At 63.0% G+C, this 19,179-nt stretch carries 17 protein-coding genes; 10 read left to right on the plus strand and 7 right to left on the minus strand.

The window, feature by feature from the left end:
• Positions 1 to 7 precede the first annotated feature (7 nt).
• Positions 8 to 985 (plus strand): L,D-transpeptidase family protein, encoded by a 978-nt coding sequence (locus tag V3314_RS12715; RefSeq protein ID WP_046615742.1) that lies wholly within the window; start codon positions 8 to 10, stop codon positions 983 to 985.
• 131 nt (positions 986 to 1,116) lie between these two features.
• On the opposite strand, the gene oprI is transcribed toward V3314_RS12715, so the two are convergent.
• Positions 1,117 to 1,368 (minus strand): outer membrane lipoprotei OprI, encoded by a 252-nt coding sequence (gene oprI / locus V3314_RS12720; protein WP_003259780.1) that lies wholly within the window; start codon positions 1,366 to 1,368, stop codon positions 1,117 to 1,119.
• Positions 1,369 to 1,876: 508 nt separating this feature from the next.
• Between oprI and V3314_RS12725 the strand changes: the two genes are divergently transcribed.
• Positions 1,877 to 2,158 (plus strand): GNAT family N-acetyltransferase, encoded by a 282-nt coding sequence (locus V3314_RS12725; RefSeq protein WP_046615741.1) that lies wholly within the window; start codon positions 1,877 to 1,879, stop codon positions 2,156 to 2,158.
• Positions 2,159 to 2,289: 131 nt separating this feature from the next.
• Here the strand turns inward: V3314_RS12725 and V3314_RS12730 are convergent, their stop codons facing one another.
• Positions 2,290 to 3,366 (minus strand): 3-deoxy-7-phosphoheptulonate synthase, encoded by a 1,077-nt coding sequence (locus V3314_RS12730; RefSeq protein ID WP_085600196.1) that lies wholly within the window; start codon positions 3,364 to 3,366, stop codon positions 2,290 to 2,292.
• 231 nt (positions 3,367 to 3,597) lie between these two features.
• Here V3314_RS12730 and V3314_RS12735 point away from each other — a divergent pair, with 231 nt between their 5' ends.
• The 3 genes from V3314_RS12735 (at position 3,598) to cysB (ending at position 6,269) form a co-directional block, all read left to right on the plus strand.
• A complete protein-coding gene (locus V3314_RS12735) occupies positions 3,598 to 4,545 on the plus strand; it encodes a putative 2-dehydropantoate 2-reductase (protein WP_338460299.1) in 948 nt (315 codons plus the stop codon).
• 123 nt (positions 4,546 to 4,668) lie between these two features.
• Positions 4,669 to 5,166, plus strand: a complete 498-nt coding sequence (locus V3314_RS12740; RefSeq protein WP_015269711.1) for a universal stress protein — start codon at positions 4,669 to 4,671, stop codon at positions 5,164 to 5,166.
• 128 nt (positions 5,167 to 5,294) lie between these two features.
• Positions 5,295 to 6,269, plus strand: coding sequence for an HTH-type transcriptional regulator CysB (cysB, locus tag V3314_RS12745; protein WP_013971904.1), 975 nt, complete (start codon positions 5,295 to 5,297; stop codon positions 6,267 to 6,269).
• A 126-nt stretch (positions 6,270 to 6,395) separates the two neighbouring features.
• On the opposite strand, the gene V3314_RS12750 is transcribed toward cysB, so the two are convergent.
• From V3314_RS12750 to V3314_RS12770, 5 genes are all read right to left on the minus strand, one after another.
• On the minus strand, positions 6,396 to 7,130 hold the full coding sequence (locus tag V3314_RS12750; protein ID WP_046615739.1) for a phosphoadenylyl-sulfate reductase: 735 nt from the start codon (positions 7,128 to 7,130) through the stop codon (positions 6,396 to 6,398).
• Between the two features lie 133 nt (positions 7,131 to 7,263).
• Positions 7,264 to 8,607: an aminodeoxychorismate synthase component I gene (pabB, locus tag V3314_RS12755; protein WP_046615738.1), complete on the minus strand. Its 1,344-nt coding sequence runs from the start codon at positions 8,605 to 8,607 to the stop codon at positions 7,264 to 7,266.
• Positions 8,608 to 8,800: 193 nt separating this feature from the next.
• Positions 8,801 to 9,781 carry an alpha-L-glutamate ligase-like protein gene (locus V3314_RS12760; RefSeq protein ID WP_046615737.1) on the minus strand — a complete coding sequence of 327 codons (981 nt, stop codon included), beginning with the start codon at positions 9,779 to 9,781 and terminating at the stop codon, positions 8,801 to 8,803.
• The gene (locus tag V3314_RS12765) at positions 9,781 to 11,316 is read right to left on the minus strand and encodes an inactive transglutaminase family protein (protein WP_025338437.1); all 1,536 of its coding nucleotides are present in this window, start codon (positions 11,314 to 11,316) and stop codon (positions 9,781 to 9,783) included. The genes V3314_RS12760 and V3314_RS12765 overlap by 1 nt, the downstream gene beginning before the upstream one ends.
• 5 nt (positions 11,317 to 11,321) lie before the next feature.
• Positions 11,322 to 11,858: an ATP-dependent zinc protease gene (locus tag V3314_RS12770; RefSeq protein WP_046615736.1), complete on the minus strand. Its 537-nt coding sequence runs from the start codon at positions 11,856 to 11,858 to the stop codon at positions 11,322 to 11,324.
• Between the two features lie 329 nt (positions 11,859 to 12,187).
• Here V3314_RS12770 and V3314_RS12775 point away from each other — a divergent pair, with 329 nt between their 5' ends.
• The 5 genes from V3314_RS12775 to prpF all read left to right on the plus strand — a co-directional run bounded on the left by V3314_RS12775 (position 12,188) and on the right by prpF (position 19,098).
• Positions 12,188 to 12,904, plus strand: coding sequence for a GntR family transcriptional regulator (locus V3314_RS12775; protein ID WP_025338439.1), 717 nt, complete (start codon positions 12,188 to 12,190; stop codon positions 12,902 to 12,904).
• A complete protein-coding gene (gene prpB, locus V3314_RS12780) occupies positions 12,901 to 13,791 on the plus strand; it encodes a methylisocitrate lyase (RefSeq protein WP_003259689.1) in 891 nt (296 codons plus the stop codon). Before V3314_RS12775 ends, prpB begins: the two co-directional genes overlap by 4 nt.
• A gap of 167 nt (positions 13,792 to 13,958) precedes the next feature.
• Positions 13,959 to 15,086, plus strand: coding sequence for a 2-methylcitrate synthase (gene prpC / locus V3314_RS12785; RefSeq protein WP_085600205.1), 1,128 nt, complete (start codon positions 13,959 to 13,961; stop codon positions 15,084 to 15,086).
• Between the two features lie 75 nt (positions 15,087 to 15,161).
• A complete protein-coding gene (gene acnD / locus V3314_RS12790; RefSeq protein WP_046615750.1) occupies positions 15,162 to 17,750 on the plus strand; it encodes a Fe/S-dependent 2-methylisocitrate dehydratase AcnD in 2,589 nt (862 codons plus the stop codon).
• A gap of 157 nt (positions 17,751 to 17,907) precedes the next feature.
• A complete protein-coding gene (gene prpF / locus V3314_RS12795) occupies positions 17,908 to 19,098 on the plus strand; it encodes a 2-methylaconitate cis-trans isomerase PrpF (RefSeq protein ID WP_046615734.1) in 1,191 nt (396 codons plus the stop codon).
• Positions 19,099 to 19,179: the final 81 nt, after the last annotated feature.

The raw sequence follows: 19,179 nt of genomic DNA on the forward strand, positions 1-19,179 counted from the left end.
TTACCGGATGTTGCCGCGCTTTCCTGCCGTCACCCGTAGCCTGTCCCTGGCCGCCCTGCTGGTAGCAGGCCCCGCTGCTGCGCTGGAGCTGCCATTGCCACCACCCGGTGAAGACATCATCGGCCAGGTGCATGTGATCAAGGCAAAGTACGAGGACACGTTCGCCGATATCGGCACCGCCAACGACCTCGGCTACCTGGAAATGATCGCCGCCAACCCGGGCGTGGATCCATGGCTGCCAGGTGCCGGCACCGAGATCATCCTGCCGACCCGCTACATCCTGCCGCCGGGCCCGCGTGAGGGCATCGTCATCAACCTGGCCGAATACCGCATGTACTACTTCCCGAAAGGGCAGAACGTGGTGCATACCTTCCCTCTGGGTATTGGCCGTGAAGGCTGGGGTTCGCCGATCGCCAATACCAAGATCACCGCCAAGACGCCGAACCCGACCTGGACCCCTCCAGCGTCGATCCGTGCCGAGCACGCGGCTGACGGTGACATCCTGCCGAGCGTGGTGCCGGCCGGCCCGGACAACCCGCTGGGGCCGTTCAAGTTCACCCTCGGCGTACCGGGTTACCTGATTCATGGTTCGAACAAGAAATTCGGCATTGGCATGCGTACCAGTCACGGTTGCTTCCGCATGCTCAACAACAACGTGCTGGAACTGTCGAAGATGGTGCCGGTGGGTACGCCGGTGCGCATCATCAATGAGCCCTACAAGTTCGGTATCAGTGGCGGAAAGGTCTATCTGGAGGCGCACACGCCGTTGGACGACCAGGGTAATCCGTCGGTGGTCGATAAACACACTGCTGTTATCAACGCCTTGCTCAAGCGTGAAGACCTGGCAAATAACCTACGCATGAACTGGGACATGGTGCGTGACGTGGTGGCCGCGGAAGATGGCATGCCTGTGGAAATTGCCGTGCCGGCCGAAAGCCAGGGTGGGGCACCGATGGTTTCGAGCATTCCGCCCGAACTGCAGTAAGGTAATTGCGACACACCCGGGCCTGCCTTAGTGCAGGCCTTTTCGTTTCTGCCAGGCGCGTTTGCTTGTGTACCGGCAATAAAAAAGCCGACCCACAAGTGGGTCGGCTCCATAACAATCCGTGAGGATTATTACTTGCGGCTGGCTTTGTCCAGCATACGCAGAGCGCGCTCGTTGGCTTCGTCAGCGGTCTGCTGAGCCTTCTGAGCGGCTGCCAGTGCGTCGTCAGCCTTACGGTAGGCTTCGTCTGCACGAGCTTGAGCGCGAGCTGCTGCGTCTTCAGTCGCAGTCAGACGAGCTTCGGTTTCTTTGGATACGCTGCTGCAACCGGTAGCCAGAACTGCGGCCAGAGCCAGAGCAGAGAATTTCAGAACGTTGTTCATCGTGTTCCCCTTCAAGGACTTTCTATTAAATAGCCATCTCTCGGAAAAGAGAAACTGGCCGGCGTACATAGTACCCATTACTTGTAGTAAGTAAACTGACTAAGCGCAAGAACTGCAAAAAAAATGTTGCTTGACGCCTTTCCGACAAGATTTGCGACACGCCTGTGAAAAAAACGTACAGGGTTCGCAAGCGACTGTAGTACAGGAACTTTTTTGTTGAACTAAGGGTGACTTTAACTGTCCTTCAGCGTCTTAAGCCCTAGTACACCGGGTGGCTTCCTGGTGCGCTGGCAAGAATGACATCTGGCTGCATTTTCGCCATTTTTAACCGCCACCACCTTGAGCAATCCCGCCTGCGGCGCCTACTATCTTGTGAGTGCCACAGGATCCGAACGATTGCAATCGTCCAGTGGTCGAAGGGGCAACAGGTGGCGTAGAGGATTCTGTGCCGGATAAACCACCATCGGTTAAGGTATGGGTCTGCCGAGTAGACCTGCGAGGAGTAGTGATGAGCGAAGCGCTGACCATCCACCATGACCAGGCCGGTCATCAGTTCGAGACCAGCGTGGACGGTCATCGTGCCTATCTGACGTACATGGACCTGGGCAAGCAGACGCTGGACATCTATCGCACCTTCGTACCCAACGCCCTGCGCGGCCGCGGGATTGCTGCCGCCCTGACCGAACGGGCCCTGGAGTACGCTGACCAGATGGGCTACACGGTGATTCCGTCCTGCTCGTACGTGGAGCGCTACATGGAGCGCCAGCAACGGCATTCGAGCAAGGTCTGATTCTGTAAAAAAAAGCGGGGCCGCTTCGCGTCCATCGCCGGCAAGCTGGCTCCCACACGTACGGCGAAACGCCTGAAATGTGGGGGCTGGCTTTCCGGCGATGGGGCGCGAAGCGGCCCCGCTTTCTTGTATCAGCCGCGCTTGCGCTGCGGCAGCACATCCTTCAGCTTGGCACGCATGCTGCGCAAGGTCTTCTCGGTAGCCGACCAGTCGATGCAGGCATCGGTGATCGACACGCCGTACTGCAGATCGTCCAGGTTCTTCGGAATCGACTGGCAGCCCCAGTTCAGGTGGCTTTCGACCATCAGGCCGATGATCGACTGGTTGCCTTCGAGGATCTGGTTGGCGACGTTCTCCATTACCAGCGGTTGCAGGGCCGGGTCCTTGTTGGAGTTGGCGTGGCTGCAGTCGACCATGATGTTGGCCTTGATCTTGGCCTTGGCCAGGTCCTGCTCGCATAGGGCGACGCTGACCGAATCGTAGTTCGGCTTGCCGTTGCCGCCGCGCAGTACCACGTGGCCGTACGGGTTGCCCTTGGTGGTGACGATCGACACGCCGCCTTCCTGGTTGATGCCAAGGAAGCGGTGCGGCTTGGACACCGACTGCAGGGCGTTGATGGCAACGGTCAGGCCGCCGTCGGTGCCGTTCTTGAAGCCGACCGCCGAGGACAGGCCCGATGCCATTTCGCGGTGGGTCTGCGATTCGGTGGTGCGGGCGCCGATGGCCGACCAGCTGATCAGGTCCTGCAGGTACTGCGGGGAAATCGGGTCGAGTGCTTCGGTGGCGGTCGGCAGGCCCATTTCGGCCAGGTCCAGCAGCAGCTTGCGGCCGATGTGCAGGCCATCCTGGATCTTGAACGAGTCATCCAGGTACGGGTCGTTGATCAGGCCTTTCCAGCCGACGGTGGTGCGCGGCTTCTCGAAATACACGCGCATGACCAGGTACAGTGTGTCGGACACTTCCTCGGCCAGCACTTTCAGGCGCTCGGCATATTCGTGGGCGGCCTTGATGTCGTGGATCGAGCAAGGGCCGACCACGACGAACAGGCGATGGTCCTTGCCGTCGAGAATATTGCGCACCACTTCACGGCCGGCAGTAACGGTCTGCAGGGCCTTGGCGCTGAGGGGTAGTTCCTTCTTGAGTTGATCGGGAGTGATCAGGGTCTCGTTGGAGGCAACGTTCAAGTCATCGATCGGTAAATCAGCCATCGTGTTACTCGTCAGGTCACGGGTGCCGGCCGCCAACTATCCCCGTGCGGCCCAGCAGCAAGAATAATCGCAGCGGGGAGCCGAACCTTAGCGCGTTACAGGTGGCGCGACAATGGGCTGGGCCCAGTCCGTGTGGGGTTTTTCCGAGATGGCAGGCGTTTGTCGTGCATGGGCTGCCCAGCGCTGCGCAACCTGTGTAAAAAGAGGGCTGACTTTTACCTGGAGATCGGCATGCATTCGCACACACCACGTATCGGCATCATCGGCAGTGGCGCCATCGGCGGCTTCTATGGGTTGATGCTGGCCCGGGCCGGCTTCGATGTGCATTTTCTGTTGCGCAGCGAGTACGAGGTTGTTCGCGAGAAGGGGTTGGCCCTGGATAGTGCCGTGCATGGCAACTTGCAGATGAAGGTGCAGGCCTATGCCAGTGTCGTCGACATGCCGCCCTGCGACTGGCTGCTGGTGGGGGCCAAGGCCACCAGCAATGACCAGCTGGCGCCGCTGATCGTGCAGGCGGCCGCACCAGGCGCCAAGGTGGTGCTGCTGCAGAACGGCCTGGGCGTGGAAGAGCAGTTGCGCCCGGCCTTGCGCAGTGACATGCACCTGCTCGGCGGCCTGTGTTTCATCTGCGTCAACCGCCAGGCGCCCGGTGTGATCCGCCACCAGGCCCTGGGTGCGGTCAACCTCGGTTACCACAGCGGGCCGGCCAACGATGGCGGTGCTGCACTGGTCAATGAAGGCGCCGGGCTGTTTCGGGCTGCGGGCATCGACTCGCAGGCCATGCCGGACCTGGCCCAGGCACGCTGGCAGAAGCTGGTTTGGAACGTGCCTTACAACGGCCTGTCGGTGCTGCTCGGTGCCAGCACCACGCCGCTGATGGCCGACAGCCATGGCCGCGCCCTGATTCAGGCCTTGATGGCCGAGGTGGTCCAGGGTGCGGCGGCGTGTGGCCATGTATTGCCCGAGGGGTATGCCGAGCACCTGTTCCAGGTGACCGAGCGCATGCCCGATTACTGGCCCAGCATGTACCACGACCATGTCCACAAGCGTCCGCTGGAACTGCAGGCCATCTATGCAGAGCCATTGGCACGGGCGCGTGCGGCGGGCTGCCACTTGCCGCGCATGGAGATGCTGTACCAGGCGCTGGCTTTCATCGACCGGGGCCAACAGACCCGCTGAGGGTGGCGCTGGCGCTGCCGGGCCCTCCAGCCCGCATCACCAGCACGCCGGACGGCAAAGCGTGCGTCCGGCGCGCTGCTAAGCTGAAGCTTGCTCTGCCGCAGCGGCAGTCGAGGAGGTCGAATGATCCACTCCATGCTGTACGCCACCGACCTCGGTGTCTACGCCCCTTTTGTCATGCAACACGCGCTGGCGCTGGCGCGCACATTCGGCGCCGAGTTGTATGTGATCCACGCGGTGGAGCCCATGGGCCAGTTCGCTGAATCTCTCCTGCAAAGCTACCTCGATGAACAGACGCTCGACCAGCTGCACAGCCAGGGGGTGAACACGGTGATGGCCAATATCGAGCAGCGTGTGCTGGAAAACTTTCGCGACGAACTGGGTGAGGAGGCCGATCTGGCGGTGATCAAGGCGGTGCGGGTACGCCAGGGCGACCCGGCGCAGGTGATCCTCGACCAGGCACAGCGGCTGAGCGTCGACCTGCTGATTTTCGGTAGCCACAGCGCTGGCGCCGGCGTGGATGTGCCATTGGGGCGTACGGCGGTGCGGCTGCTGCAGCTGTCGCCGGTACCCGTGTACATGGTGCCGCTGGCGCAGCATTTGGGGCGTAGGAAAGCATGAAGATGGCCGTAGGCCATTTAGTGGGGTATGTAACAAAATAGTTCTAGATTTATTTCCAGAACCACTAATATAGTTATATATCGTCGCTGCCTGCTGCCGCGGACTCATCGCTGAACCGAGGGGAACCTATGAAGCTTCAACAACTGCGCTACATCTGGGAAGTGGCGCACCATGACCTCAACGTCTCCGCGACGGCGCAGAGCCTGTATACCTCCCAGCCAGGTATCAGCAAGCAGATCCGCCTGCTCGAGGATGAACTGGGTGTTGAAGTCTTTGCCCGCAGCGGCAAACACCTGACCCGCGTTACCCCGGCCGGTGAGCGCATCATCAATACCGCCGGCGAAATCCTGCGCAAGGTCGAAAGCATCAAGCAGATTGCCCAGGAGTTCTCCAACGAGAAGAAGGGCACGCTGTCCATCGCCACCACTCATACCCAGGCGCGTTATGCCTTGCCGCCGGTGATCAGCAATTTCATCAAGCAGTACCCGGAAGTGTCCTTGCACATGCACCAGGGTTCGCCCATGCAGATTGCCGAGATGGCCGCGGACGGTACTGTCGACTTCGCCATCGCCACCGAGGCGCTGGAGCTGTTCGGCGACCTGATCATGATGCCGTGCTACAAGTGGAACCGCTGCGTGGTAGTGCCGCAGGGCCATCCGTTGACCAAGCTGCCGAAGCTGACCCTGGAAGCGGTCGCCGAATACCCGATCGTTACCTACGTGTTCGGCTTCACCGGGCGTTCGAAGCTGGACGAAGCGTTCAACCACCGCGGCCTTACGCCGAAAGTGGTGTTCACCGCGGCTGACGCCGACGTGATCAAGACTTATGTGCGCCTGGGGCTGGGCGTGGGGATCGTCGCCAAGATGGCGGTGGACACCAAGCTCGATAGCGACCTGGTGGCCTTGGATGCCAGCGAGCTGTTCGAAGCCAGCATCACCAAGATCGGCTTCCGCCGCGGCACCTTCCTGCGTGGTTTCATGTGCGACTTCATCGAGAAGTTCGCCCCGCACCTGACCCGTGAAGTGATGGCCAAGGCCATACAGTGCCACAACAAGCAGGAGCTGGAAGATCTGTTCGAAGGCGTCGAACTGCCGGTGCACTGATCCGGAATTGCAGGGGCCGCATGGCCCCTGTGGGAGCGGGTTTACCCGCGAAGAAGGCGAAGCGGTGTATGGCACCGGCTTTGCCGCTGTTCGCGGGTGAACCCGCTCCCACAACGGCCCAGCTGTTTATGCCTTGGTAATCAGGTTGCCTGCGTGCAACCCGCATTCCTTCTGCGTCGACTCTTCCCACCACCAGCGCCCTTCGCGCTCATGCTGGTTTGGCAGCACCGGGCGGGTGCAAGGCTCGCAACCAATGCTGATGAAACCGCGCTCGTGCAGGCTGTTGTATGGCAGCTCCAGCATGCGGATATAACCCCACACTTCCTCGCTGGTCATCTGCGCCAGCGGGTTGAATTTGTACAGGGTGCGTTCGGCGGTGGAGAAGGCGCTGTCGATTTCCACTGCCGCCACTTGGCTGCGGGTGCCCGGGCTCTGGTCACGGCGCTGGCCGGTGGCCCAGGCGCTCACGGTAGCCAGCTTGCGGCGCAGCGGCTCGATCTTGCGGATGCCGCAGCACTCGCCGTGGCCGTCCTTGTAGAAGCTGAACAGGCCCTTTTCCTTGACGAACGGGTCGAGCTTGGCGCGGTCGGGGCTGAGGATCTCGATCGGCAGGTTGTACTGCTCGCGGACCTGGTCGATGAACCGGTAGGTCTCCGGGTGCAGGCGGCCGGTGTCGAGGCTGAACACCTTGACCTGCTTGTTCAGTTTCCAGGCCATGTCCACCAGCACCACGTCCTCGGCGCCGCTGAAGGAAATCCACAGGTCATCACCGAAGTGCTCGAAAGCAAGCTTGAGGATGTCCTGCGGGGACTTGTTGGCATAGGTCGCGGCCAGGTCGGCGACGTCGAAGGGTTGGCTCATCAGGCGGTTTCCATCTTGGCTGTGGCGCTGTGCGCTCGTAGTGAGGTGATGGTAACAAAAAATGGTGGGGTAGGCGGTCTTGGAGTCGGTGGCGCCTGCTTCGCGGGCTCGCCCGCGAAGAATTCACCAACGATCACAAGCCTTGCAGGGTCTCCATCAGCACCCGCACCTTGGCAATCGACTCTTCATACTCGGCCTGCCACTCGGAGTCGGCAACCACGGCACCGCCGCCCCAGCAGCTGACCTGCCCGCCCTTGACCAGCAGGCTGCGAATGGCAATCGAGCTGTCCATTTCGCCGCGCACGTCCACGTATAGCAGTGAGCCGCAGTACAGCGCCCGGCGCGCCGGCTCCAGTTCGTCGATGATCTGCATGGCGCGGATCTTCGGCGCGCCGGTGATCGAGCCGCCTGGGAAGCTGTCGCCGATCAGGTCCAGGGCGTCCTTGTCGCTGGCCAGCTGGCCGGTGATGCTGCTGACCAGGTGGTGCACGTTGGGGTAGCTCTCCAGGCTGAACAGCTCCGGCACCTTCACCGAGCCGATCTCGCAGGTGCGCCCCAGGTCGTTACGCAGCAGGTCGACGATCATCAGGTTTTCCGAGCGATCCTTGGGGCTGTGCAGCAGTTCCTCGGCATTGCGCATGTCTTCTACCGGGTTGCTGGCGCGCGGGCGGGTGCCCTTGATCGGCCGGGTTTCCACCTGGCGCTGGCTGACGCGGATGAAGCGCTCGGGCGAAAAGCTCAGCAGGGCGCTGCCGTCGGCCAGTTGCTGGTAGCCGGAGAAGGGGGTGGGGCAGGCTTTGCGCAGGGCCTGGTAAGCGTGCCACGGGTCGCCCTGGCAAGGCGCGCGGAAGCGCTGGGTAAGGTTGATCTGGTAGCAATCACCGGCCTGGATGTAGCGCTGCACCTGGTCAAAGGCGGCCTTGTACTGCTCGGGCTGCAGGTCGCCGGCCATCGGCGCGAGTAGCTGGAAGCTGCCGATTTCCGCGTTGTCGGCCCCTTCGAACAGGGCGATCAGGCGTTCCCGTTCGCTGCCCGACAGGCTTGGGTGGAACACCAGTTGGCTGGTCGCGCACTGGTGGTCGGTCACCAGCGCCCAGGCATACAGGCCCAGTTGCGCGTCTGGCAGGCCAAGGTCGTCCACGGCCAGGCTGGGCAGGTGTTCCAGGCGGCGGCCGAAGTCATAGCTCAGGTACCCGATCAGGCCGCCAGCGAACGGCAGCTCGGTACCTGCGGGCAACTGCGCATGGCCCAACCGTGCTAGGCCGGCGCGCAGGCGCTGGAGGAAGCTGCGCCCATCTTCGTCGGGCTGCGCCTGCAGGTGTTGCAGCGGCCAGGCGCTGAGCAGGTCGAAACGCCCGCGTTCGGCGCCGGGGCGGGCGCTGTCCAGCAGGATTGCACCGGGGGCCTGGCGCAGGCGGGCGAAATAGGCGGCAGGGTCGGGCTGATAGGGCAGGGGGTGAAGCGTACAGGTCGGCATCAGTATGGACGGCGATGTAAAAGCGAGGAGGGCGATTGTAGACCTGTGCGGGAAATGCGCCTAGCACTGGGCGCGACATTCAACAATGTGTTTGCAGCCCGTTCGCAGCACAAGGCTGCGCCTACAGGATATCGCGTTATCTGTAGGAGCAGCCTTGTGCTGTGAATGGGCTGCACGGCAGCCCTTGGCGATTTCAGCGCGGATGCACGTGCCCGAACATGCCTTGCGATACCCGCACGCGCTGTTCGGCATCTTCGCTTATGCCATCCTTGGCCAGCGCTTCCAGGTGCGCCTCGATGGCGTGGGTGCGCTGGGTCAGGCCGCAGTCGTTGGCGATCTGGATGTTCAGGCCGGGGCGGGCGTTGAGCTCGAGAATCAGTGGCCCCTTGTCCTGGTCCAGCACCATGTCGACACCGATGTAGCCCAGGCCGCACAGCTCGTAGCAGCCGGCGGCCAGCTTCATGAAGCCGTCCCAGTTCGGCAGTTGCACGCCATCCACCGCGTTGGTGGTGTCCGGGTGCTTGCTGATGATGTTGTTCAGCCAGGTGCCGCGCAGGGTCACGCCGGTAGCCAGGTCGACACCCACGCCGATGGCGCCCTGGTGCAGGTTGGCCTTGCCGCCGGACTGGCGGGTCGGCAGGCGCAGCATGGCCATCACCGGGTAGCCCATCAGCACGATGATGCGAATGTCCGGCACGCCTTCGTAGCTGATGCTCTTGAAGATCTGGTCGGGGGTGACCCGGTACTCGATCAGCGCACGGTCGCGGTGCCCGCCCAGCGAGTACAGGCCGGTGAGGATGCTCGAGATCTGGTGCTCGATCTCCTCGTGGCTGATGATCTTGCCCGACACCGTGCGGTAGCGGTCCTCGAAGCGGTCGGCGATCACCAGGATGCCGTCACCACCGGCGCCCTGCGCCGGCTTGATGACGAAATCGCTGCGCCCACCAATGATCTGGTGGAGCTTCTCGATCTCTTTCTCGGTCTCGATGATGCCGTACATTTCCGGCACATGGATGCCGGCCGCCAGGGCGCGCTCCTTGGTGATGATCTTGTCGTCGACGATCGGGTACAGGTGGCGCTTGTTGTACTTCAACACGTAGTCCGCGTTGCGCCGGTTGATACCCATGATGCCCCGGGCCTCCAGGGCTTTCCACGTCTTGATCAGGCCAAACATCAGGCGTCAGCCTTCTTCAGGAATGCCTTGAAGCGCACGAGCTCGGTCAGGCGGTAGCCGCGGTAGCGACCCATCGCCAGCATGAAGCCCACCAGGATCAGCAGCACGGCCGGGAAGGTGAACACGAAGTACACCAGCTCCGGCACCATCATCAACAGGTGCGCCAGGGAAGCGGCGAACAGGGTGCCGATGGCCACTTTCATGGCATGGCCGCCGCCACGCTCTTCCCAGGTGATGGACAGGCGCTCGATGGTCATGGTCAGGATCACCATCGGGAACAGCGCTACCGACAGCCCGCGCTCCAGGCCCAGCTTGTGGCTGAACAGGCTGATGGCGGCAATCAGCACCACGACGAAGGTCAGTACCACCGACAGGCGTGGCAGCATCTGCAGCTTCAGGTGTTCCAGGTACGAGCGCAGCGACAGGCCCAGGGCGGTGATTACCGTGAACAGCACGATACCGAAGCCCAGCTGGGTCTCGCGGAAGGCCAGGGCGATCAGGACCGGGGTGAAGGTACCCAGGGTCTGCAGGCCGACCAGGTTGCGCAGCACCAGGATCACCAGCACGCCGATCGGGATCATCACCATGATCATGAAGGTTTGCTGGGTCTGCAGCGGCAGGCCGTACAGCGAATATTCGAGGAAGTCGGCGTCGGTATTCTCGTCAGTCAGCTTGGCCAGGCGGATGGCGTTCATCTCGCTGTTGTTCATGCTGAAGGTAACGTTGGCCTTCTTGCCGCCATCGACGGTGATCAGGTTGTCGTCACCGGTCCACCACAGCAGGCGATCGCTGGGCAGGCCCTGCTCACCGGTGTCCGGGTTGAAGTACAGCCAGTCGGTACCGTTGAAGCTGCGCAGCCACAGTTCCGGGGTTTGCGGGGTGTCGGCCACCAGGCGGATGGTGTGCACCTTCTCCATCGGTACATGGGCGATCGACAGCAGCAGGTCGATGACCTGGGCCTTCTTCATGGCCGTGGTGTCGCCGGCCAGCAGCAGTTTGACGTTGTCGTCGTTGAGGTTGTTGACCCGCTTGATGGTCTCGCTGACGAAGGTCTCGACGTCGGCCGAGTGCTGGCGGATCGGCGCCATCAGGGCCTCGGCGGCAATCTTCTCGGGGCCTTCCACTGCAAGGCTGTCACGGAAGGTGGGGCCTTTGACCGTGGTTTTCTCGTTGCTGTAGCGCTTGGTCAGCACCAGGCGGTAGTAGAGGGTCTGGTTGCCGCTGGCGCGGCGGGCCGACCAGGTGACCTTGCGGTTGCCGTCGGCACGGTTGACGCTCACCCCATAGTTGTTGGAGATGAAGCTCTCGTTGAGGCTGACGTAGTCGCGGTTCAGCGGTGGCACGAACATCTGCACCTTGACCGGGTCCTTGGTGCTGGCCACGAACTCGACCTTGGCGTCGATGTTCCACAGGTCGTCGGTTTCATCCTCGGTTACCGGGATGCCGAGTACGAAGATCTGATAAGCCGTGACCGCCACGCCCAACAGCACCAGCACGGTGATCAGGACTTTCAGATGGAGGGTAAGAGAGCGCATCGGGATTACTCTGCTTTGGGAGCGTCGGTGGCACAGGCAGGTTTGCCGGCCGCGTATTTAAGGCTTGGGTCGACCAGCGCGTCGAAGTGCTTGAGCGCCTCGGAGCCGATCAGCAGCGGGAACTGGAAGGCGCTGCGGTCGGTGAGGTTGACTTCGATGGTGCGCACGGCCTGGCCCATGCAGATTTCAAGTTCGATGACCGGGCGTGCGGTGTAGGCCTTGCCCGATTCAGCATCATAGTCGCCGGCCCGGCGCTTGATCTTGCTTACGCGTGCCAGCGGGCGTTCGATGGGGTGGGAATGGGCGGCGTCGATGGCCAGGTAGAAGCGCACCCAGCTTTCGCCGTTGCGCTTGAAACGCTTGATGTCGCGGGCGCTGAGCGATGCGGTCTTGGCGCCGGTGTCGAGCTTGGCGGCCACTTCCAGGTCCAGGTCGCCCAGGCGTGCATATTCGTTGAGACCGTACACGGTCTTGCCTGCGGCCTGGCCAAGGGCCGGCAGCAGGGTGAGGCAGAGCAGCAATAATGCGGGTGTAAGTCTCATATTCCTGGCGCGGTGCAGTGCAAGGTTCGGGGCTGTTTTCAAAGCCATGTTCAGAGCCGTGTTCAGGGCAAGGCGACTGGCAGCGACTGCGCAAGCTTCCTTGTTCATCTGTCAACAGCATGAATGGATGACAGACAGGCTATCCATACTCCAACGGAGGCGCGGCATTCTATCACGCCGGCGCCTTGACGCCAGCGGTGCGCGATCTGACAGCACCGGGCCGGCGTTAGTTCGTTCTTAGACGATTGTCGACAATATTCATTTTGTCTTTGACTGCTACTGTCGAATTGGCTAATTTCTGGCAAAGAGATTTGCAAGGTGTCGACAATATGCAGGACCTATCCACCCCCAGCCCGGTGCTGGCAGACGAAACGGAAACCTTGTCCGAAAACGTCTTCCGGCGCATCCAGGCGGCCATCGTCAAGGGCGATATCGCCCCCGGCAGCAAGATTTCCGAGCCGGAGCTGGCGCGTACCTACGGCATCAGCCGCGGGCCGCTGCGCGAGGCGATTCACCGCCTCGAAGGCCAGCGCCTGCTGGTGCGCGTGCCGCATGTGGGGGCGCGGGTGGTGTCGCTGAACCACGCCGAACTGATCGAACTGTACGAAATTCGCGAATCGCTGGAAGGCATGGCCTGCCGCCTGGCCGCCGAACGCATGAGCCAGGCCGACATCGACGAACTGCGCCGGGTGCTCGACACCCACGAGCGTGATGCCGCGTTCCAGGCCGGCTTGGGCTATTACCAGCAGGAAGGCGACTACGACTTCCATTACCGGATCATCCAGGGGAGTGGTAACCAGACCCTGGTCAAGATGCTCTGCGGCGAGCTGTACCAGCTGGTGCGCATGTACCGCATCCAGTTCTCCGCAACGCCCAACCGGCCGCGCCAGGCCTTTGCCGAGCACCACCGCATTCTCGATGCCATCGCCGACCGTGACGGCGAGCTGGCCGAACTCCTGATGCGCCGCCACATCGGCGCGTCCAAGCGCAATATCGAGCGTCACTACCTGGACGCCCACAACAACAGCCCACGAGGTGAGAAATGACTGTGAAGAGCACCCCCGGTCAGCGTTTCCGCGACGCCGTTGCCGCTGAACATCCGCTGCAGGTGGTTGGCGCCATCAACGCCAACCATGCCCTGCTGGCCAAGCGCGCCGGCTTCAAGGCCATCTACCTGTCCGGTGGCGGCGTCGCCGCCGGTTCGCTGGGCCTGCCGGATCTGGGCATCAGCGGCCTGGACGATGTACTCACCGACGTGCGCCGCATCACCGACGTGTGCGATTTGCCGCTGCTGGTGGATGTCGACACCGGTTTCGGCGCCTCTGCCTTCAACGTCGCCCGTACCGTGCGCTCGATGAGCAAGTTCGGCGCTGCCGCCATCCATATCGAGGACCAGGTTGGCGCCAAGCGCTGCGGCCACCGCCCGAACAAGGAAATCGTCAGCCAGCAGGAAATGGTCGACCGCATCAAGGCCGCAGTCGATGCCCGTACCGATGACAGCTTCGTGATCATGGCGCGTACCGACGCCCTGGCCGTCGAGGGCCTGAACGCCGCCCTGGACCGCGCCGCCGCCTGTGTCGAGGCTGGTGCCGACATGATCTTCCCGGAAGCCATCACCGAACTGCAGATGTACAAGACCTTCGCCGACCGGGTGAAGGCACCGATCCTGGCCAACATCACCGAATTCGGCGCCACGCCGCTGTACACCACCGAAGAGCTTGCCTCGGTCGATGTCTCGCTGGTGCTGTACCCGCTGTCGGCGTTCCGCGCGATGAACAAGGCAGCCGAGAACGTGTACACCGCGCTGCGCCGCGACGGCACGCAGAAGAACGTGATCGACACCATGCAGACCCGCATGGAGCTCTACGATGCCATTGGTTACCACGCCTTCGAGCAGAGCCTCGATGCGTTGTTTGCCCAGAAAAAAGGTTGAGCCTGTGAGGGCCTTTTCGCCGGCAAGCCGGCTCCCACAGGTGCCGCACAAGGTTCGAGCCCTGTGCAAGACATTGTGGGAGCTGGCTTGCCGGCGATAGGGCCGATGCAGCCACCCCCGAATTAGCCAGAAAGAATCCATAACAAGTTCAAGAAAGGAGAAGCACCATGGCCGAAGCAAAAGTACTCAGTGGCGCAGGCCTGCGCGGCCAGGTGGCCGGCCAGACCGCATTGTCGACCGTGGGCCAGGCCGGTGCCGGGCTGACCTATCGTGGTTACGATGTGCGTGACCTGGCGGCGGGTGCCGAGTTCGAGGAAGTCGCTTACCTGCTGCTGTACGGCGAGCTGCCAAGCAAAGCCGAACTGGCCGACTACAAGCGCAAGCTCAAGGGCCTGCGTGACCTGCCGCAAGCCCTGAAGGAAGTGCTCGAGCGCATCCCGCGTGACGCCCACCCGATGGACGTGATGCGCACGGGTTGTTCGGTGCTGGGTACCCTGGAACCCGAACTGACCTTCGATGCCCAGCGTGACAAGACCGATCGCCTGCTGGCGCTGTTCCCTGCGGTGATGTGCTACTGGTACCGCTTCACCCACGACGGCGTGCGTATCGACTGCAGCAGTGACGAAGACACCCTCGGTGGCCACTTCCTGCACCTGCTGCACGGCAAGAAGCCGAGCGAGCTGCACGTCAAGGTCATGAACGTGTCGCTGATCCTCTACGCCGAGCACGAGTTCAACGCCTCGACCTTCACCGCCCGCGTCTGTGCCTCGACCCTGTCCGACCTGTACTCCTGTGTAACCGCTGCCATCGGTTCGCTGCGTGGCCCGCTGCATGGCGGTGCCAACGAGGCGGCGATGGAGCTGATCGAGCGTTTCCAGAGCCCGCAGGAGGCCACTGCCGAGCTGCTGCGCATGCTGGAACGCAAGGACAAGATCATGGGCTTTGGCCACGCCATCTACAAAGAGTCCGACCCGCGCAACGAGGTGATCAAGGGCTGGTCGAAACAGCTCGCCGACGAAGTGGGTGACAAGGTGCTGTACCCGGTTTCCGAAGCTATCGACAAGACCATGTGGGAGCAGAAGCGCCTGTTCCCCAACGCCGACTTCTATCATGCCTCGGCGTACCACTTCATGGGCATCCCGACCAAGCTGTTCACCCCGATCTTCGTCTGCTCGCGCCTGACCGGCTGGGCGGCGCACGTCTTCGAACAGCGGGCCAATAACCGCATCATCCGCCCGAGCGCCGAGTATGTCGGTGTCGAGCAGCGCCAGTTCGTACCGATCGAGCAGCGCTGATTAAAAAAGAAGGGCAACCCGCCCCCGCAGGGGCGGAGGAGCCTTCCGACTCCTGTGACCGAGCCTGATTCCATGATGAACACTGCATTCCGCAAGCACCTGCCAGGCACTGACCTGGACTACTTCGATGCCCGCGCGGCGGTCGAGGCAATCAAGCCTGGCGCCTACGACGGCCTGCCTTACACCTCTCGCGTACTCGCCGAAAACCTGGTGCGTCGCTGCGACCCGGCTACCCTCGACGCCTCGCTGGGCCAACTGATCGAGCGCAAGCGCGACCTCGACTTCCCGTGGTTCCCGGCCCGCGTGGTATGCCACGATATTCTCGGCCAGACCGCACTGGTTGACCTCGCCGGCCTGCGTGACGCCATTGCCGACAAAGGCGGCGACCCGGCCCAGGTCAACCCAGTGGTGCCGGTGCAACTGATCGTCGACCACTCGCTGGCCGTCGAGTGCGGTGGTTTCGACCCGCAGGCCTTCGAAAAGAACCGCGCCATCGAAGACCGCCGCAACGAAGACCGCTTCCACTTCATCAACTGGACCAAGAAGGCGTTCAAGAACGTCGACGTGATCCAGCCGGGCAACGGCATCATGCACCAGATCAACCTGGAGAAGATGTCGCCGGTGATCCACAACGACCGTGGCGTGGCCTACCCGGACACCTGCGTCGGCACCGACAGCCACACCCCGCATGTCGACGCCTTGGGCGTGATCGCCATCGGCGTGGGTGGCCTGGAAGCCGAGAACGTGATGCTCGGCCGTGCCTCGTGGATGCGCCTGCCGGAAATCGTCGGCGTCGAGCTGACCGGCAAGCTGGCGCCGAACATCACTGCCACCGACCTGGTGCTGGCCCTGACCGAATTCCTGCGCAAGCAGAAAGTCGTCGGCGCCTACCTGGAGTTCCACGGCGAGGGTGCCCGTGCCCTGACCCTGGGCGACCGCGCCACCATCTCCAACATGGCCCCGGAATATGGCGCCACTGCGGCGATGTTCGCCATCGACCAGCAGACCATCGACTACCTGCGCCTGACCGGCCGCGAAGAACAGCAGGTCAAGCTGGTGGAAACCTATGCCAAGGCCGCCGGCCTGTGGGCCGACAGCCTGGGCGGCGCAGTCTACGAGCGCACCCTGAGCTTCGACCTGTCGAGCGTGGTACGCAACATGGCCGGCCCGTCCAACCCGCATGCCCGCGTTGCCACCAGCGACCTGGCGGCCAAGGGCATCGCCGGCAGCTGGGAAGAAGTGCCGGGGCAAATGCCTGATGGCGCGGTGATCATTGCCGCCATCACCAGCTGCACCAACACCAGCAACCCGCGCAACGTGATTGCCGCAGGCCTGCTGGCGCGCAATGCCAACAAGCTGGGCCTGGCCCGCAAGCCGTGGGTCAAGTCGTCGCTGGCGCCTGGCTCCAAGGCCGTGCAGCTGTACCTGGAAGAGGCTGGGTTGGAGAAGGAGCTGGAACAGCTCGGCTTTGGCATCGTCGCCTTCGCCTGCACTACCTGCAACGGCATGTCCGGCGCCCTGGACCCGGTGATCCAGCAAGAAATCATCGACCGTGACCTGTACGCCACTGCCGTGCTGTCGGGCAACCGCAACTTCGACGGGCGCATCCACCCGTATGCCAAGCAGGCTTTCCTCGCCTCGCCGCCACTGGTGGTGGCATACGCCATCGCCGGTACCATCCGCTTCGACATCGAGAAGGATGTGCTGGGTGTGGTCGATGGCAAGGAAATCCGCCTCAAGGACATCTGGCCCAGCGACGAAGAGATCGACGCCGTGGTGCGTGCCGCGGTCAAGCCGGAGCAGTTCCGCAAGGTGTACATCCCGATGTTCGCCATCGAGGAAGACCGTGGGCCGAAGGTGGCACCGCTGTACGACTGGCGCCCGATGAGCACCTACATCCGCCGCCCGCCGTACTGGGAAGGTGCCTTGGCCGGCGAACGTACCCTGCGCGGCATGCGCCCGCTGGCAGTGCTGCCGGACAACATCACCACCGACCACCTGTCGCCGTCCAACGCCATCATGCTCGACAGCGCTGCCGGCGAGTACCTGGCAAAGATGGGCCTGCCGGAGGAGGACTTCAACTCCTACGCTACCCACCGTGGCGACCACCTGACCGCCCAGCGCGCTACCTTTGCCAACCCCAAGCTGTTCAACGAAATGGTGCGCAAGGAAGACGGCAGCGTGAAGCAGGGCTCGCTGGCGCGTATCGAGCCGGAAGGCAAGGTCACCCGCATGTGGGAGGCGATCGAGACCTACATGGAGCGCAAGCAGCCGCTGATCATCGTCGCCGGTGCCGACTACGGTCAGGGTTCGTCCCGTGACTGGGCGGCCAAGGGCGTGCGCCTGGCCGGTGTCGAAGCGATCGTCGCCGAAGGCTTCGAGCGTATTCACCGTACCAACCTGGTGGGCATGGGCGTGCTGCCGCTGGAGTTCAAGCCGGGCACCGACCGCAAGACCCTCGGCCTGGATGGCAGCGAGACCTATGACGTACTGGGCGCGCGTACGCCGCGGGCGACGCTGACCCTGGTGGTTACTCGCGCCAACGGCGAGCGTCTGGAGGTACCGGTGACCTGCCGTCTGGACACCGCCGAGGAAGTGTCGATCTACGAAGCCGGCGGCGTGCTGCAGCGCTTCGCCCAGGACTTCCTCGAAGCGACCGCCTAATTGCAGGGGGCCGCTTTGCGGCCCATCGCCGGCAAGCCAGCTCCCACAGGGATTGCACATCCTGCAGCCAGCTGGGTTCCTGTGGGAGCTGGCTTGCCGGCGATGGGCTGCATGGCAGCCCCGGGTTTTTATGCCTATCAGACAGGACAGCACATCCATGGCTCATGTACCGCAAGTAAAAATCCCCGCCACCTACATCCGTGGCGGCACCAGCAAAGGCGTGTTCTTCCGCCTGCAAGACCTGCCCGAGCAGGCGCAGATCCCAGGCCCTGCCCGTGATGCACTGCTGCTGCGGGTGATCGGCAGCCCCGACCCCTATGGCAAGCAGATCGACGGCATGGGCGGTGCCACTTCGAGCACCAGCAAGACCGTGATCCTGTCGCAAAGCATCAAGCCTGAACACGATGTCGACTACCTGTTCGGCCAGGTCAGCATCGACAAGGCCTTCGTCGACTGGAGCGGCAATTGCGGCAACCTCTCCGCCGCGGTCGGTTCGTTCGCCATCAGCAGCGGCCTGGTCGACCCGGCACGCATTCCGCGCAACGGCATCGCCACCGTGCGCATCTGGCAGGCCAACATCGGCAAGACCATCATCGCCCATGTGCCGATCACCGAGGGAGAAGTGCAGGAAACCGGCGACTTCGAGCTGGACGGGGTGACCTTCCCGGCTGCAGAGGTGCAGCTGGAGTTCCTCGACCCGGCGGCCGATGAAGATGGCGACGGCGGGGCGATGTTCCCCACCGGCAATCTGGTCGATGACCTCGATGTGCCAGGTGTCGGGACGTTCAAGGCGACCCTGATCAATGCCGGTATCCCGACCATCTTCGTCAATGCGGCGGATATCGGCTACACCGGCACCGAACTGCAGGACGCCATCAACGGCGACGCGCAGGCGCTGCTGCGCTTCGAGACGATTCGCGCCTATGGTGCCGTACGCATGGGCCTGATCGACAACGTCGACCAGGCTGCCGGGCGTCAGCACACACCGAAAGTGGCTTTCGTCGCGCCGCCGAGCACCTACACTGCGTCCAGTGGCAAAGCGGTGCAGGCAGGTGATATCGACTTGCTGGTACGGGCCTTGTCGATGGGCAAGCTGCACCATGCAATGATGGGGACAGCCGCGGTGGCCATCGGCACCGCGGCGGCCATTCCGGGCACGCTGGTCAACCTCGCCGCAGGCGGGGGCGAGCGCAGCGCCGTGCGTTTCGGCCACCCCTCGGGCACCCTGCGGGTGGGGGCCGAGGCGCGCCAGGTGAATGGTGAATGGACAGTGACCAAGGCAATCATGAGCCGCAGTGCTCGCGTGCTGATGGAGGGCTGGGTTCGCGTGCCTGGCGATAGCTTCTAACGCACCACTGGCGCTCGGCTTTAGTTCGTTGGGGCCGCTTTGCGCCCCTTCGCGGGCTTGCCCGCGAAGGGGCGCACCGCA

Source organism: Pseudomonas sp. TE3-3-F2023 (assembly GCF_036784815.1).
Taxonomy (GTDB): Bacteria; Pseudomonadota; Gammaproteobacteria; order Pseudomonadales; family Pseudomonadaceae; genus Aquipseudomonas; species Aquipseudomonas pudica.